Raw genomic sequence first — 17,242 nt, 5'->3', positions numbered from 1 at the left:
CCACACGCCCTGAAAGGGCAGAAGCTCCTAGCCCAGGGCATCGCCCTGGGTGTTTATAGGCGCAAACCTGTCGCCCTGTAAGGGCAAAAGCTTTCAAATACCTGGCAATATACAAAGCTTTTGCCCTTACAGGGCGCCTTGCTGATTGCCATTATACCCAGGGCGATGCCCTGGGCTAGGAGCTTCTGCCCTTTCAGGGCGTATGGCGAAAACTTTCAGGGCGTATGGCGAAAACTTTCAGGGCGTATGGGACAAAACTTGCGAAAGTTCAGTATTTACTTCAATATTTCCTTCTTCATCTTGCTGTTCAGCTTCTCGGCTGCGGCATGGGCCTTGGCGTTGGCTTTCATCGCATCGAGCGAGCGGTGGAAACCCTGGATGCGGCCCTCACGGTCTGAGAGAGCCAGACTGTCGCCCTTCATATATACAAAGGTAAAGGTATCGCGCTTCGTCTTCTCATTCATCACCACGCCATCCAGCTCGCGCTGGCCCTGCACCAGAATCAGTTTGCCGTTGTAGGCATGCCATTCCGTATACTGAGGTACGGCAGGATATTCTACCGGACTGTCGTCATCCACATCCTTGTTTACCATCACCCTGCCCACGGCCATCGCCTCGCTCATGCGCTTCAGGGTGAAGCCATACTGGCGCGGCACCATATAGGTATCTACGATGCTGTCGGGCATGTTGGCAAGGATTCTCGCCTGCTGGCGCTTGTTCAGATGCGATACATCGCGCAGCTTCGGCATCACCGGATAGGTCCAGGTGGCCTTCAGCTGGTCCAGGTCTATCACCATGTCGGCGCGGTTCTTCTCATCCTTCTCCTCGCATGGCATCACGCAAACCCAGTCGCCCACCTCTATATCTCCGAACACCTGATGGTTGCGTGTGGCATCCAGGATGTTGTATCTTACGGGGTCTCCTCCGCCGTTGGGCAGCAGCACCAGGGCGGTATCCGAGCAGCCCAGGCAGGCAAGTCCGTAGATAGCCCTGTCGCCCTTAGCCGGTTTTGAGAGGCTGATGGCGAGTTTCGAATTGTCCATACGTGGTGGTTTCTTACCCCTGTGGCATGCTGCGAGGGTTGTGGCGGCCAGCGCCAGCGTGAGTATTGTCTTGATTTTCATCTTTCTGTTCATTTCAAGTTTCGCATGTAAGTTCCACACGCCCTGAAAGGGCAGAAGCCCCTAGCCCAGGGCATCGCCCTGGGTAATTACGGACGCAAACTTGTCGCCCTGTAAGGGCAAAAGCTTTAAAACTCCAGGCAAAACATAAGGCTTTTGCCCTTACAGGGCGTCTTGTGATTGCCATCATACCCAGGGCGATGCCCTGGGCTAGGAGCTTTTGGGCCTTCAGCCCGTTCTTGAACCACATGCGAAAGTTCTAATCATTATTCAAATGCAAAACTACAACTATTTTTTGGAAGAGCCAAATATTGAATCGTAAAATAATTAAAAAAATAGGTGATATATTTTGTAGTGTCTCAATTTTGCATTACCTTTGCACCCGTTTTTTGGGACCAACACCCCATCATCCTGCCACACCCGCCGGATGATGAACAGGAATAGAACCAACTCAAGAATTATATGCAACAAGAAAATATGACAGACAAGACTAATACACACGCTCTCCCGGTATGGACCGAGGTAGAGTATACCGCATTATGCAAAAACCCGTACCTGTTAACCCCATTCTTCATCCCCAAGGAGGCGAAGTGCTTCACGTGCCGCGAAGATGGCACGAGGGAGGAAGAAAGAATGGTTTTCCTCGTTTTCAAGTCTACTGCAGCCCCTGCTGCTGCCGAATGGGAAGATGATCCTATTCCGGGCGAGGTGTGGGTGCGCGCGCTGGGCGATGATGATGAGGAGATTGAGCCTGCCAAGGTGGTTTACCTGGGTCAGGACATCGATGATTTCATCCATGTAACCGCTGAGGACGACCAGACCATCACCTTCGATCTCTGGTGGCACCACGGCGAGGTGAAGGTGGAGAAGGCTGAGAAGACGGATGACGGATTCGTATGCCGCAAGGAAGATTTCGGTGATGACGGACTGGCTGTTACCCTGATTCCAGAGGATGGAGGCAATCCGGTGGTTCTCCGTCTTCAGATTCCTTACATCGGTTTCTCGCTCTTCGATGCCGAGGGCAACAAGGTTCATGGCGAACTGAGCATTCCTCAGGATAAGGTGGATGACTACACCTACGAATTTGTGGGCGATGACAACAACGACCGTTTCACCCTTCAGCTCGACAGCAACAGACTGGTTTACATGTGTGTATTGCGCCATGAGGACCATCAGCTGGTGGTTCGCAACCAGCGCGACCGTCTTTCGGTAGTGGGTCAGATTCCTACCGAGGGCAAGCTTTCTGAGTTGCTGATGAACACGAATTCTGCGCTCATCAAGAACAGGAATTACCGTTGGCGCATTCAGATTGAGGGCACCACGCTTTCTCACGAGGTTGAGTTGAATGTGGATGCAGCCTCTCTGGTAGCGTTTGCTGAGGAGCAGATGCAGAAGGGCATGGAGATTGACGAGCTGGGCCAGCATCTGATGGCATTGGAGCAGAAGTATCATTTCCAGTGGTTCTGGCTGAATGAGGATGACTGGAGTCATGACAATCCGGTGTTCGACATGTTTATGAAGCAGCTTTGTGCCTTTTCGTATGTCAGTCAGAATCCTGTTCAGGCAGATGCGTTGCTGGCAAGGAACTACAAGCGTAAGATTCGCCGTTACAGCAGTATGCTGAAGGCTCACAAGCGTGGCGAGTTGAATCTTTTTGATGAGGATGATGAGGTGAGAGCCGAGTATCTCAACATTTTCCAGAGTTTCCACCAGCCATTCGTAGAGGCTTTTGAGAAGGAGGAAGAGGAATAATCTTTAAAGTTTTTATCCCTCACATCCCTCACTTTTTCTCTTATCAAAATATTAATCACCTGATAATAAGAGAATTATCTATTTAGGAAAGCGTGATGGATGGACAAAATGTTTACAATATCCATCACGCTATCCATCACTAATAGCCTTCATCTATCACGTTTTTCAGCTTATCTTCTTGCAAAAAGCAAGAAGATCTTTGCAGAATATGGTTATGATGGGACCTAGCGAAAACGGACCACACGTTGTGCTGCGCTGGCTCACGGATATTACTGCATCGGGGTACGGATATTACTGCGCCGGGGTACGGATATTACTGCGTCGGGTTACAGATATTACTGCGTCGGGATACAGATATTACTGCGTCGGGATACGGATATTACTGCGTCGGGGTACGGATATTACTGCGCCGGCTAGCGCAGACGTATCCGTAGGCTTATTGAGACGGCTGAATCAGCTAACTGAGACGGCTGAATTCGCTGACAAAACTACTTGAGTTAGCAAACTGAACCACTTGAATTAGCTAACTGAACTACTTGAGTTAGCTAACTGAACTACTTGAATAGCCAGACTGGGATAAAAACAAAGCGGGCGGACCTCTTCTCACGAAGAAGGCCGCCCTGTCTCATAAACGTTATTGCATTAAAGAAATGCAATGCTTGAACCAAAAATATTTTTATTTCTCTATCAATCCCTCTACATACTTGCAGAGGATACCGATGCCCTTGAGGTTTTCGCCACCCTGCGGAATGATGATGTCAGCATAGCGCTTGGTAGGTTCGATAAACTGCTCGTGCATCGGTTTCAGGACCTTCAGGTATCGGTCTACCACCATCGATACGGTGCGACCCCTGTCGATGGTATCACGCTGGATGTTGCGTATCAGACGCTCATCAGCATCGGTATCCACAAACACCTTCAGGTCCATCAGGTCTCTCAACTTCTTGTCCACCAGCGTCATGATGCCTTCGATGATCACAACCGGTTTGGGGTCAACGTGAACCGTTTCCGGTTCACGGTTGCATTTGATATAACTATAGGTGGGTTGCTCTATCGCCTTGCCAGCGCGCAGATCAGCGAGCTGCTGGTGCAAAAGCTTCCAATCGAATGCCGACGGGTGGTCGAAATTGATCTGATGACGTTCTTCCTCGGTCATCTGCGAGGTATCGTTATAATATGAATCGAGGGGCACCACAGCCACATAATGAGGCGGCAGCACTTCTACGAGTTTCTTCACCACAGTGGTCTTGCCGGAGCCTGTGCCTCCCGCAATGCCAATAACGGTCACTTTATCTTTCATATTCTTTCTTCTTTCATTTATGTCTATAAAGCTTTTGCCCTTTCAGGGCGCCTTGCTTACTACCCTTATTACCCAGGGCGATGCCCTGGGCTAGGAGCTTCTGCCCTTTCAGGGCGTGCGGCGCCATCAGACTATTGAATTCTTCACTCTTCGTTCTTCACTCTTCACTTCAAAGAAGTTCCTTCTCAAACATCCTGCGGTAGAATTCAGCCTTCTTCTCCACTGCCATGGGATAGGCACGGGAGCTGGAGGGCATGCGGTACAGACGGAGCCTGCGACCCTCGAACTGGAATTCTGCGTAACCTCCCATCTCAGGCTTTTCCCTGATACCGAAGTGTTCAGAGAATACCTTTGTGGCAAGCTGACCGGCTGTGAGCACCGCCCTGCAATGGGGCAGCTGGCGGAGCATGCCGTCGAGATCGGCGGGCTGCACAATCTGCAGGTCCTTGTCGGATGCCGTATTCTTGGTACGTATCACCTGCTGTGCGGTATCATAGATGGCGACGCCCTTCTCCCCCAGGAACTCCCTGATGGCATCGAGGCGGTAGGTCTTCTTCTCTACATCCACGAAATGGAGCTTATCCTGGAAGTAGATAATCCCGAATATCCTCCACATATCATTCTGGAAGTTAGGATAATACCAGGGCATGCACCACCGCTTTTCTGCAGGCGGAAACGTGCCGAGCATCAGCAGCCGCGCATTCTCGGGCAGCCACGGCTCAAAAGGATGATTCTCAACCATTTCTACTTTGAACTTTGAGCTTTGAACTTTATGATTAGCTTATTCAAGTTTCGCAAGTAAGCCCCACACGCCCTGAAAGGGCAGAAGCTCCTAGCCCAGGGCATCGCCCTGGGCTAGGAGCTTTTGGGCCTTCAGCCCGTACTTGAACCACATGCGAAAGTTCGGTGCGGAATATTGGCCTCAGAGCCATAAATCCGTGTAATCCGCGTAATCCGTGCCTATAAACTATCAACTATAAACTATCAACTACTTTACTTCTTTTCCTTCACCAAGTACATCACTACCGGCAGGTGATCGCTGTAGCCGTTGAGCCATCTGCCACCCGCCTTGGTACGCAAAGGAGCACCCTTGTACTGGCCCTCCTGCTGGATGAGGTAATCGCGGCGGAAGATATGGTTCTTCCAGAATTTCAAAGAGCTGTAGTCCTTGTGCTTACTATCCTTGTTCAGGAGATTAGGCGTGATGACAATCTGGTCGAAGAGATTCCATGAACCGCTGTAGAACAGGGTTCCCTTGCCCTCCTTAGCCAGAATGTTGTACCATGGATTGTACATATCATCGGCACCAACCTCGCTGATTTCAGCCTTCGCCTTCAGCACCTTGTGCATGCTGGCGTTGGTAGGATCATCGTTCATATCACCCATCACGAACACTTTCATCGCCGGGTTCAGACGGAGCAGACTGTCTTTTACCACCTTAGTCTGGCGCGCTCCGCTCTCGCGATAGAACGAACCGGAGAAACGGCTTGGCCAGTGGCATACGATAACCGCCACATCCTCGCCCGCCAGCTCACCACGAACGGTGAGGAAACCACGGGTCTTGTAGGCAGAATCCTTGGCGAGTTCCTGTACATAAGGCACCAATCGGGTATTCTTCACCGTGAAGAGTGCCGGATTATAGAGCAGCGCACAATCGATGCCTCGCTTATCGGGACCCTCGATATGGCAGAACTGCATGTTTCTAGCCTTGAGAGGCGGCTGCGCGGTGAGATCTTTCAGCACGTTGGCATTCTCAACCTCAGACAGACCGATGAAGGCACAGCCCACGTTAGGCAGCACATCGGTACCCATGTCGGCAAGTGCACGCGACATATTCTTGAGTTTATTGGTATATTTCATACCATTCCATCCCTTAGCAGGGAGATACTCGTAATCATTCTTACCGGCATCATGGCAGGTATCGAAGAGGTTCTCCTGGTTGTAGAAACCCACAGCATACACCTGATACTGCCTATTACCGGAAGTCTGCGACTTCTTTTTCTGTGCCGTAGCGCCCAGCCCAATCATGAGGAGGGCTGCCAGCAAGAGCAAATGTTTTCTCATACTAATATTAATTATTCAAGTTTTCGCAAGTGAGTTCCACACGCCAAGTGAGTTCCACACGCCCTGAAAGGGCAGAAGCCCCTAGCCCAGGGCAGCGCCCTGGGTAATTACGGACGCAAACCTGTCGCCCTGTAAGGGCAAAAGCTTTAAAACTCCAGACAAAGCATAAAGCTTTTGCCCTTACAGGGCGCCTTACTGATTGCCATTATACCCAGGGCGATGCCCTGGGCTAGGAGCTTCTGCCCTTTCAGGGCGTGCTGCTTCTGGAGCTTTTGGGCCTTCAGCCCGTACTTGAACCACATGCGAAAGTTCAGTTAATTATTAATGTATACCTTATTATATATATTATGTTCACCTTAACACGGTGAGGTAACAGGCAGCAAAGATACCTAAAAAACCGGAAATATCTCCATAAAAACGAATATTTTTTCAGATTTCATGCATTTTTAACATAAATAAATTCATTTTTCAAAAAACTTTTTGTTACTTTGCAGCATTAAACACATTGAATCGGAACAGAAGATACAAGACCAGGGACCACGGTAAGTCCCCTTATCGCCTAAACAAGACCTAGCGGGACATATATCATCACTGCTCAAAAAGACTGCTGTTGCCGGTTTATTAATACTTAATACATATAAACTATGCAGAAGAAAGTAAACTTAGCAATGTTAGCGCTCTTCTCGTGTTCATTGGCTATGGCTCAGAACGAAAAGACTGACCAGAACGTAGCACAGGGACTCGACGAGAATGCTTTCACCTTCTCCGAGGCACAGTTGGGCGAGGACGATGACATGTCATCCAATGTCACCATCCTCAATTCTACCAGCAACGTATACGCGAGCCAGGCAGGTTATCTGTTCTCGCCAGCACGTTTCCGCTACCGTGCCTTCAACCAGAAGTACAACGATGTCTATATCAACGGTGCTTCCATGAACGATATGGAGACCGGACAGTTCCGTTTCTCCAACATCGGCGGTTTGAACCGATTCTCCAGAAACGTAGACTTCGCCCTGCCTTTCGAAGCCAACGGCTATTCGATGACGGGCATGGCAGGCTCCAACAACTATGATTTCCGTGCCGGAAGCATGCAGGAAGGACAGTATGCCAGCGTAGGTGTTGCCAACCGCAACTATACCCTGCGCGGACTCTACTCCTACTCCAGCGGATTCAACGAGAAGGGATGGGCCATTACAGCCGGTCTCACCTACCGTTGGGCTAACCGGGGATACGTAGAGGGAACCTTCTACAACGCCCTCTCCTATTTCTTCGGCGTGCAGAAGAAGTGGATGAACGGCCACTCGCTGAGCTTCTCTACATGGGGTAACCCGACAGAAAGAAGCACCCAGGGAGCATCTACCGACGAGGCTTACTGGCTGGCAAACGACTACCAGTATAACCCATACTGGGGATACCAGAACGGACACAAGAGAAACTCACGCGTAGTGAACGACTTTGCCCCTTCGGCTATCGCTACATGGGACTGGGAAATCAACGACCAGATGAAGCTCACCACATCGGTGTTCGGAAAATACTCTATGTACAAGAGCACCAAGCTCAACTACAACAACGCAGAGAATCCACAGCCAGACTACTGGAAGAACATGCCATCTGCCAACTACTATGTATGGGGCGACTACAAGAACGGCAACAACATGTATACCTGGGAAAACTGGAACAACGCCGTAAACTACTGGCAGGCAAGCAAGCAGAACCGACAGATTAACTGGGACCGACTGTACTATGCCAACCAGCAGGCAGCCAAGAACGGACAGGATCTGCTCTACTATGTTCAGGCTAAGCACAACGACAACCTGACCCTGACCCTGTCATCCGTTCTGAACACCAAGCTGACCAAGAAATCGAACCTGGCCACGGGTATCATGCTCGGAAAGAGTACCAACCAGCACTATCAGACACTGGAAGACATGCTGGGCGGTGCCATCTTCCACAACATCAACACCTATGCCCTGGGCGATTATCCTAAGACCGACCCACGTGTGCAGTACGACCTGAACACAGCCGGTCCTAACAACACAGGCAAGCTGGTTTACGAGGGCGACAAGTTCGGTTACGACTATCGCATCGACGTGAACAAGGCAAACGCATGGAGCACCTATACAGCCGAATTCTACAACATGAAGGCGATGCTGAGCGGACGTATCGGATATACCGGCATGAACCGCCGCGGCTACATGCGCAACGGTATGGCACCGAACAACAGCCAGGGCAAGAGCGGCACAGCCAACTTCCTGGACGGTGGCGTAAAGGGAAGCCTGAACGTGGATATGGGCAGAGGCCATGCCTTCAGCATCGGAGCCGGATACGAGCTGCGTGCGCCGATGGCAAGCACAGCCTTCATCTCGCCTGAAATCAGCAACGACTTCGTGACTAACCTCAAGAACGAGCGCATCTTCAGCTCAGAATTCAGCTACCAGTATCGCAATGCATGGCTGAGTGCCAACGTGAGCGGATACTACAGCCGACTGGAGAACGTTACGGAATGGCAGAACTTCTACAACGATGATGAGAATTCATTCACCTACGTGAGCATGACCGGACTGAAGAAGGAATACTATGGTGTAGAGGTGGGCGCTAAGATCAAGCTCACATCATGGCTCGACCTGAAGACTCTGGGCGCTATGAGCGAGGCGAAGAACATCAACAATGTAAACGCCGTATACATGCTCTCAAAGAGTGCTGAGGTTTACCAGGACAAGGCTTACGTGATGAATATGCGCGAGAGTGGCACACCGCTCACAGTGGGAAGCATCGGTCTCGATGCCCACGTAAACGGATGGTTCGTCAACCTCAATGCCAACTACTACGACCGCATCTACCTCTCTTATTCTCCAAGCTACAGATATGAGAAGGTGCTGACCAACCGCCAGGCTGCCTACAAGGCATACCCTGAAATCTTTGCTCCTACTACACTCGACGGTATGAGCTGGACTGAGGATGCTGTAGCCCAGGAGAAGGGTCACGGAGGATGGATGGTTGACCTGAGCATAGGCAAGAGCGTGAGACTGAAGAAGGGTTCTCTCAACTTCAACCTCATGATTACCAACCTGCTGAACAACCAGACCATCGTAACAGGCGGATATGAGCAGAACTCTCGTTCAAGCTATACACTGGATGCTAACGGCAACGTGAAGAATCCTCGCCTCTACCAGTTCTCTAAGAATCCTAAGAAGTATTACACCTGGGGTACCAACGGCATGTTCCAGGTATCTTACAGATTCTAAAGAGCAGTTTCTCTATAACAATAAAAAGAAAGAACAATGAAAAAGATAAAATTCATAGCATTGGCATTCCTGGCACTGACCCTGGGGTCGTGTATGGGCGACGGTTATGCTGACCCAGACCTGACCGAGAAGGTGCCTGCAGCTCCATATGGCAACAACAGCCTGAGGGAGAAGAATGTGATCAGCATAGCAGATTTGAAGACCCAGTTTGCTACGATTATCAACAGCGACAATGGCTACAAGCAGATTGAGAAGGACATGATGATCAAGGCGGTAGTGACGGGCAATGATGTCAGTGGCAATATCTACAATCAGGTGAGCGTACAGGATGCATCCGGCGCTATCATCATTGCCATCAACGGAAGTGGCCTGTCGGGTTATCTTCCTGTCGGTCAGGAGATTCTCGTAAATCTGAAGGGTCTCTATATCGGAAGTTACAAGAAGTTGCCTCAGATTGGCGGTGTGAATACCAAGCTCTCAGATGGAAGTCTGGGTATGGGAAAGATAGAGCGTGCCATCTGGAACGAGCACTTCAAGATTCTGAACCCTGGCGAGGCTGATGCAAGCACGGTAGTGCCAGAGGAGTTTGACCTGACAAAGCTTACTGATGCAGCCTATATGGATGCTAACGTGGGCAAGCTGATGACCCTGAAGAAGGTGAAGTTTGCTTCTGCCAACGGTACAAACGTATGGGCACCAGATGATACCAATACGAGTCTGGAACTGATTGATGCCGAAACGGGCAAGAAGATCAGCAGCAGCAACCTGGTAGTGCGCAACTCGGGTTATTCTAAGTTTGCCAACGAGGTGGTTCCACAGGGTGTATTCGATATCACCGGTATCTTCACCCGTTACAATAACACCTGGCAGATTGTGCTTCGCAGCACGGATGACCTGAAGGCATCAGAAACAGGCGGTACATTGGAGAAGCCTTACACTGTGGCTCAGGCACTGGAGAAGATCAATGCCGGTACAGCAGGCGATGCAAAGGTTTATGCTACCGGTATCATCGTAAAGGTGAAAGATGTAGATACAGGCACGTATGGTAACGGTACATTCGTTATCTCAGACGACGGTAAGGATACAGAAGGCAAGACGCTCGAGGTATTCCGTTGCTTCAACATCGATGGTGCAAAGTGGACAGAGGAAACCAAGAAAATCCTTGTACCAGGCAAGAAGGTGGTTGTATCAGGCACCCTGCTTGATTATAACGGCACCAAAGAGATTAAGGGTGGCAATCTCATCTCTATCAAGTAATTACTGATTATCAAAATAGTAACAATATTTAAAAAGACAATAATATGAAAAAGTATATATTTTCAGTTTTGATGGCGGCAATGGCTGCCTTCACATTCAGCAGCTGCGAGGACGTACCAGAGCCTTATACACTGCCTACTCAGCCTGCTGGTCCAGGAACCACAGATCCTAACCAAAAGGGTTCTGAAAGCAATCCATATACTGTAACAGAAGCCATCGCCCTCATCAAGGCAGGTACAGCACCTTCTACAGCTGTATGCGTAAAGGGTAAGATTACAGCCGTAACTTTCTTCAACGCAACCTATAGCAGTTTGTCATATAACATCGCAGACGAGGGTTCTTCAGATGTTATCGAAGTATACTCTGGCAAAGGCAAGGATGGTGCAAACTTCTCTTCCAAGGATGACTTGAAAGTTGGTCAGACCGTAGTAGTAAAAGGAATCGTCAAGGCATTCACGAAGAATGATGGCACTATTGTCAATGAAATCGACAAGAACAGCACCATCATCTCTATCGAGAACACAGGAACTACAACTCCTGATACTCCAGCAACTGGTAAGGGTTCTCTCAGTGACCCATACAACGTGGCAGAAGCTATCGCAGTCATCAAGGCTGGCACAGCGCCTACTACACAGGTTTACCTGACAGGTATCATCTCAGATGTTGCTTTCTATAATGAGACATACAAGAGCATCACCTATTACATCTCAGACGATGGCAAGAGCAAGGACATGCAGGTTTACTCTGGTAAGGGACTAAACGGCGCAGACTTCGCTTCTAAGGAAGATTTGAAGGTGGGTCAGAAGGTTACTATCCTGGGTAAGATCATGAAGTTCACCGACAAGAACGGAAATGATATCATGGAGGTTGACAAGACCAGCTCTATCGTTAAGATTGAAGGTGAAGGTACAGGCGGCGGTGAGGTTAAGCCAGACCCAACACCAGGAACAAGCGCAGGTATTACTATCAACGACCTGACCGTAACGTTGGCTAATAGCGGTGTAACAGCCGGCGAAAGCCTTAAGATTGATGACGTCAGCGCATTGAAACCTGATGCTACTCCTACAGAGATCAAATTGTCTGACGGCACAGTTATCGCATTTGACAAGAACAGTGGTACAAACGCTCCTGCTTACAACTCAAAGTTTAATGAGTTGCGTATCTATGCAAACAACAAGATGACTTTCACAGCCAGCAAGCCTATCGCAAAGATTATCTTTACATGCACATACGATACAAACAAGAACTGGAATGCTGTAGGTAACGAAACTGCTACTGTAGTATTCTCAGGAAATACAGCAACCTATACAAATACATTCAGCGGTACAGGCGGTGGCGTTCAGCTCCGTATTGCCAAGATGGAAATCGTATACGCAAAGTAATTCCCCTAGTAGATATTATGTATTAGAAAAAATACTGATCCCCATCGTCCTCTACGCAAACAGAGGCGATGGGGATTTCTTTTTCTTATCCATCGAAAACATAGTTGGCAGGAGAAACGCAAGCCCGCTAGGCGTTCCTGCGGATTTGAAATCCGCAGACAAAAAAGGCTCGACCTATTTAATGCGGATTTGCAATCCGCCTCAAGCGAGAATGCTACATCAAGACATTGGGGATATGAAAAGCCTACGGCTGCGGATTGCAAATCCGCGATAAAGAGGTCGAGCCTTTTTTAACGGCGGATTGCAAATCCGCCGGAACGCCTAACGGACAACAACGCTCTTTTCCAAAATATTTCTTAAAAAGAAGAAGAAATATTTGGTGGTTTCAGGAAAAAAGCGTAACTTTGCAGCCTGAAATTGATAACAGGCTATAATGGGCATGCCCCGATAAGGGACACGAAATGATGCAACAAGCATCCCCATGACGTCTAATTTTAATAACCCAATAAAAATAAAAAAGAAAAATGAAAAAAGGTATTCATCCAGAGAATTATCGTCCTGTAGTATTCAAGGATATGTCTAACGGCGATATGTTCCTCTCTCAGTCTACATGCAAGACTAACGACACTGTTGAGTTCGAAGGCGAGACTTATCCAGTTGTTAAGATTGAAATCTCTAGCACATCTCACCCATTCTACACAGGTAAGAGCAAGCTCGTTGATACAGCGGGTCGCGTAGACCGCTTCATGAACCGTTACGGCAAATTGAAGAAGTAATAATATACCTTTTTTATAAGGATATATTTATTATCGCAAAGATACTGAGTGCATTCCAGCGTAGTTGCATATACGTAGGAATGCACTTTTTTTCTCTATTCTATCCTCATGCAATCGATTTCTACATACATTATTATATAGAAAATACTTAATCTTTAACTTCAAAACATTATCGAGAATTATGAAGCATACTAAGTTTTTTATCTTCGCGCTCGTTGCTGCGATGACGTTCTCTGCCTGCGGCACTGACGATACCCTGCAGTTCTATTATCCAGAAAACGGCGGTACAACCGGTGGCGGTAATACAGGTGGTGGAAGCACAGGTGGCAATACCGGTGGTGAATCAACCGATAAGAACAATACAAACAAGAATGTGGCTACTGCCAACATGCCACAAGTGGTAAGAAACGCTATCGGCGGTCTGGAGTTCCCAAAGCTCAAGAACAATGGCAGCAGCTATGCCATCGTTCACATGGATAATACAACAGGTATGTTGAACTATTCTACAGAATGGGATGACAACATGAAGAGCCAGAGATGGAGCTGCTATACTTTCAATACAACCAATACGAAATCAAATGTATCAGGAAGATATGATCCTCCTTATGGTCAAAGACAATATCCTTGGGATACAGATCTTCAAGAACAATGGGGCATTGTAGATTTTACAGATGATCCAACACCGACAACACAGCACATGGACCATGGTCATATCTGTCCAAATGCAGACAGACTATATAATGCAAATCAACGCTATCAAACATATTATATGACCAACATGCAGCCCCAATACAGAGATTTCAACCAGCGTGGAACTTGGTATGAGATGGAGAAAGATCTTCGTACCAAGGCTCCAAAGATTGATTCTGATACCCTGTTTATCGTAAAGGGCGGTACCATCGACCCGGTAGGCAGCGAGAGTAATCTCCTGGGCTGGAAGAAGAAGGGTGCTTCTAGCGAAACCCAGAAGCCAGGCTATATCCCAATACCAAAGTATTTCTTTGTAGCAGTACTGAAAAAGGAGCTAAACAAGAGCACCAACCAGTATACATACAGCGCTTTCGGCTACTGGTTCCCTCACGAGAACAAGGCATTTGAAAAGGGCGATAAGCTCGGCAAATATGTCGTAAACATCAAGACGCTGGAAGACAAAACCGGCATCGACTTCTTCTGTAATCTCCCTGATGAAACAGAGAAGGAAGTGGAAAACGTAGATGCAGAAGCTCTCAAGAAACTTTGGGGCTTTAAATAAATCAGGCTATATACAAACAAAGAATCCGCTCTCTCAAATCAATGAGAGAGCGGATTTCTTGGTTTATATCATCATCTTCTTGGCAACTTCTTGATAGCATGTGGCATGAATGCCCTACCGGTAGCCTTACCGAAGCTAGGAGCTACAGAATCGGTTGCAGCAGAACGGGTCTTCTTACGGGCTCCACTCGGATCGTAGCGCACTAAATCGATTTGCATCACATCACCCTTAGCCTTACCTGTTCCTATCATATAACCATAGAACACATCCTGGCCCTTTTCATCACCCAGATAGAAACCATACTGCTTAGCACCTGCATCCATCACATAGGTAGCACCAGAATCATTATAGCGGATATAAATATCACCATTCTTATCGATGTACCAGGTAAACTTCAGAGTTTGGGATTCATTGCTTCCATCATCAGCATAATCCACTTCTACACCATTACCACTGAGCGAGTTAACCTTATCACCCGCCTGATAGAACGTCATCTCGGCATTGAAACTGTAGTTGTTGCGAGACTGGCCGTCCTCAGCAAGTTCTGAGAGCATCACAGAGCCTCTCCAGTCACCTGTAAGAGTCTGAGCCTCCAACAGCAGGTCATCATCCTGAGAGCCGTTAGAACCGTTGTTCCAGTCGCCCTGATTCCATCCCCAGCCACCATGATTATAGTCATCATACCAGTAATAATCATCATGCCAATAATAATCATCATCACATGAGGTAAATGAGAAAGATGCTGCAGCTATCGCCATCCACATCCATATCCGATTAAACTTTTTCATATCTTGTTTCCTTTCTTCAAACTAAATTCCTTATTGCCTTACTTCACTACAAAACGGCGAACAGGCTTCTGATTATCATCTGCCACCTTAACATACTCTACAGAATCCTTAGCTCCGCGAGAAACAATCTGGGTGTTCTCCAAGCCCGAATGCTGCTTGCTATAGCCCCAGCCATCATCGTAGCCCCAGTCATAATCATCGCGCCAGTTGTAAGAATCGCGATAAAGCTCGAAATAAGCACGGTTGCCGTTATCAGCCTCTACATATCCAGAGAACTTGCGGTCGCCCAGAGCATAGTCGTAAATCACAACATCGCTACCCTCATCAAGAAGAGTGATATAGATGTTTCTGTTGCGTACTGTCCAGGTAATACGGTTCGCTATATAATTGTTGCCATGCCAGTAATTTCTATCAAAGTAATCGATCCAATAGCCTGTACCGGAATAGAAACCATCATTCTGGTCGAAGCGGATTACCGAGTAGAGGGCCTTCTGATTACCATATTCTACCAACATATTACCCTTCCATGTACCATCGAGGGTGTATGCAATATCAGAATCATCATCACATGAGGTGAATGAGATGCTCATCAAAGCTATGAAAGCCATTGTGAGAAGAGTAGTAAACTTTTTCATATCAATTTATCAGTTAAGTTATTTATATTCTTATATCTTCTATACTTTTGAGTTCTCGAAGAACAGCATTCTTTCTTGAACTCGATGCAAAGGTAGTGGATTTTTCGGCTGCATCAAAGGGGAAAAGGATACAAACTGAGGGGGAAATCCCTATTCTTTCAAAAACAACCGCCTTTTTTGATGGTATTTCTTTCGGTTTTGATGATATTTCTTTCTCTGTATCAAAGATTTAACACCTTCTTAACACATTGTATCGATATTTTTCGTATCTTTGCATCATAAATAAGTAATTATTCAAAGAACATGCTTTTAGCACAAAGCAAATTCTAAGAATGCGCTCACAAAATGAGTTTCAACAGTTTATTAATTATACGTTAAACCTTTAAAATTATTAAGTTATGAACAAATTTTTACGCTATTCATTATCATTGGTTCTGGCGTTCGTAGCTAGCGTTACGTTTGCACAGGAAGTAACTTTTGACTTTGACAATAATTACAAAACACTCTTCCCAGAACTGACAGGTACATCTTCTTCAGATTCTAAAGATGGAGATATCACCAAAGCCATGACATGTACAACTAATGGTATTTCTGTAACAGTTTCTGCAAAAACTTCTGGTTCGAATGAAAACCGAATCTGGATTAGTTCACCACGTCTCAGAATGTACAGTGGAACGCTTACGATTCAAGCACCTGCTGACAAGAAGATTGCTTCTATCGACATTATTAATAAAAAATGGAATGATAATAACAAAGCTGACATAGGTACTAATAATAAAGGTTCTTGGACTGGTGATGCAAACAAAGTTGTATATACAATTGCTGGCAACACCCAAATCAAGTCTATCAAAGTTACGCTCGCTGGTACCAAGATAGAGTACACCGATGCAGCAAGTGTAAAGGAACTCTTGGCTAACAATAAAGAAGCTAAGGATTACATCAACCTCAAACTCACAAACGCAAAGGTATTATACGTAAACAGCTACAAGGGAACCGTAAATACTTACGTACGTGAAGGTGACACTGCTATCGAAATGAGAACTTTAGGAATCGATATGCCTGTAAACAGCATCATTAGCGGTACTGTTAAGGTAAATTTGGCTTATGACGCAGGAATTCCTTATCTGTCAGCAAGCAAGGAAACAAACAGCGAAAATCTCAAAATCACAGAGAGCAACGAAGCTGCTGAACCTGTTATTGCAACTGTAAAGGACATCCTTGATGGCAAATACACCAACGACCTTATCAAGATTAAGGAGTTCACATTCAGCAAAGAAGAGTATACTGCAGGTAAATTCAACTACTATGCTAATGATGGTGAAAACAAGATTATGATTTACGATAAGTTTAGCGGTATTGGTGGTGTTTCAAAATTAACAGAAGGAGAGAAATATACCTTAACCGGTATTTTCGGTGTAATATTCAAAAACATCCCTGAAGTTCTCCCTATCAAGGCTGTAGAAAAGTTTGAATCTACCGGCATCACTAACATAACAACAGATGAAGCTGCAAAGAACGCTCCTGTTTACAACCTCGCAGGCCAGAAGGTAACCAAGGCTTACAAGGGTGTAGTCATCAAGAACGGAAAGAAGATAATTCAGAAGTAATCAAATTCAAAACAACATATCCCTACTGCTCCTCCGATATTCTTTTATCGGGGGAGTTTTTTT

Annotated in this window: 13 protein-coding genes; 7 read left to right on the top strand and 6 right to left on the bottom strand. The window is 47.0% G+C overall.

The features are described 5' to 3' along the window. Window positions 1–275: 275 nt before the first annotated feature. Complete coding sequence (locus KSW37_RS01185) at window positions 276–1,124, bottom strand: hypothetical protein (RefSeq protein ID WP_217315372.1); 849 nt, start codon at window positions 1,122–1,124, stop codon at window positions 276–278. A 474-nt stretch (window positions 1,125–1,598) separates the two neighbouring features. Between KSW37_RS01185 and KSW37_RS01180 the strand changes: the two genes are divergently transcribed. Beyond that, window positions 1,599–2,873: a hypothetical protein gene (locus KSW37_RS01180; RefSeq protein WP_217315229.1), complete on the top strand. Its 1,275-nt coding sequence runs from the start codon at window positions 1,599–1,601 to the stop codon at window positions 2,871–2,873. Between the two features lie 676 nt (window positions 2,874–3,549). Here KSW37_RS01180 and udk read toward each other — a convergent pair. The 3 genes from udk to KSW37_RS01165 form a co-directional block, all read right to left on the bottom strand. Continuing rightward, window positions 3,550–4,173, bottom strand: coding sequence for a uridine kinase (gene udk / locus KSW37_RS01175; protein ID WP_117691549.1), 624 nt, complete (start codon window positions 4,171–4,173; stop codon window positions 3,550–3,552). Window positions 4,174–4,342: 169 nt separating this feature from the next. Continuing rightward, entirely contained in the window at window positions 4,343–4,915 is a 573-nt protein-coding gene (locus KSW37_RS01170) for a uracil-DNA glycosylase family protein (RefSeq protein ID WP_217315231.1), read from the bottom strand. A gap of 251 nt (window positions 4,916–5,166) precedes the next feature. After that, window positions 5,167–6,237 (bottom strand): endonuclease/exonuclease/phosphatase family protein, encoded by a 1,071-nt coding sequence (locus KSW37_RS01165; RefSeq protein WP_217315232.1) that lies wholly within the window; start codon window positions 6,235–6,237, stop codon window positions 5,167–5,169. 644 nt (window positions 6,238–6,881) lie between these two features. Between KSW37_RS01165 and KSW37_RS01160 the strand changes: the two genes are divergently transcribed. The 5 genes from KSW37_RS01160 (at window position 6,882) to KSW37_RS01140 (ending at window position 14,149) form a co-directional block, all read left to right on the top strand. Continuing rightward, window positions 6,882–9,482: a TonB-dependent receptor gene (locus KSW37_RS01160; protein WP_217313027.1), complete on the top strand. Its 2,601-nt coding sequence runs from the start codon at window positions 6,882–6,884 to the stop codon at window positions 9,480–9,482. A gap of 36 nt (window positions 9,483–9,518) precedes the next feature. Beyond that, a complete protein-coding gene (locus KSW37_RS01155) occupies window positions 9,519–10,739 on the top strand; it encodes a DUF5689 domain-containing protein (RefSeq protein WP_217313028.1) in 1,221 nt (406 codons plus the stop codon). A gap of 44 nt (window positions 10,740–10,783) precedes the next feature. Continuing rightward, the gene (locus tag KSW37_RS01150; protein ID WP_217313029.1) at window positions 10,784–12,121 is read left to right on the top strand and encodes a hypothetical protein; all 1,338 of its coding nucleotides are present in this window, start codon (window positions 10,784–10,786) and stop codon (window positions 12,119–12,121) included. 524 nt (window positions 12,122–12,645) lie between these two features. Beyond that, the gene (locus KSW37_RS01145) at window positions 12,646–12,897 is read left to right on the top strand and encodes a type B 50S ribosomal protein L31 (RefSeq protein WP_006847266.1); all 252 of its coding nucleotides are present in this window, start codon (window positions 12,646–12,648) and stop codon (window positions 12,895–12,897) included. Between the two features lie 181 nt (window positions 12,898–13,078). Continuing rightward, window positions 13,079–14,149, top strand: a complete 1,071-nt coding sequence (locus KSW37_RS01140) for a DNA/RNA non-specific endonuclease (protein ID WP_217313030.1) — start codon at window positions 13,079–13,081, stop codon at window positions 14,147–14,149. Window positions 14,150–14,220: 71 nt separating this feature from the next. On the opposite strand, the gene KSW37_RS01135 is transcribed toward KSW37_RS01140, so the two are convergent. Both KSW37_RS01135 and KSW37_RS01130 read right to left on the bottom strand, forming a co-directional pair. After that, on the bottom strand, window positions 14,221–14,937 hold the full coding sequence (locus KSW37_RS01135; protein WP_217313031.1) for a hypothetical protein: 717 nt from the start codon (window positions 14,935–14,937) through the stop codon (window positions 14,221–14,223). A gap of 38 nt (window positions 14,938–14,975) precedes the next feature. Then, window positions 14,976–15,572, bottom strand: coding sequence for a hepatitis A virus cellular receptor 1 (locus KSW37_RS01130; RefSeq protein ID WP_147350818.1), 597 nt, complete (start codon window positions 15,570–15,572; stop codon window positions 14,976–14,978). 398 nt (window positions 15,573–15,970) lie between these two features. Here KSW37_RS01130 and KSW37_RS01125 point away from each other — a divergent pair, with 398 nt between their 5' ends. After that, complete coding sequence (locus KSW37_RS01125) at window positions 15,971–17,179, top strand: hypothetical protein (protein WP_217313102.1); 1,209 nt, start codon at window positions 15,971–15,973, stop codon at window positions 17,177–17,179. The last annotated feature ends 63 nt before the right edge of the window (window positions 17,180–17,242 follow it).

The sequence above is a fragment of the Segatella copri genome (assembly GCF_019127135.1).
In the GTDB taxonomy this organism is placed as follows: Bacteria; Bacteroidota; Bacteroidia; order Bacteroidales; family Bacteroidaceae; genus Prevotella.
Note: the sequence above shows the minus strand (reverse complement) of the source record. Positions and strands in the feature narration are given on the sequence as shown.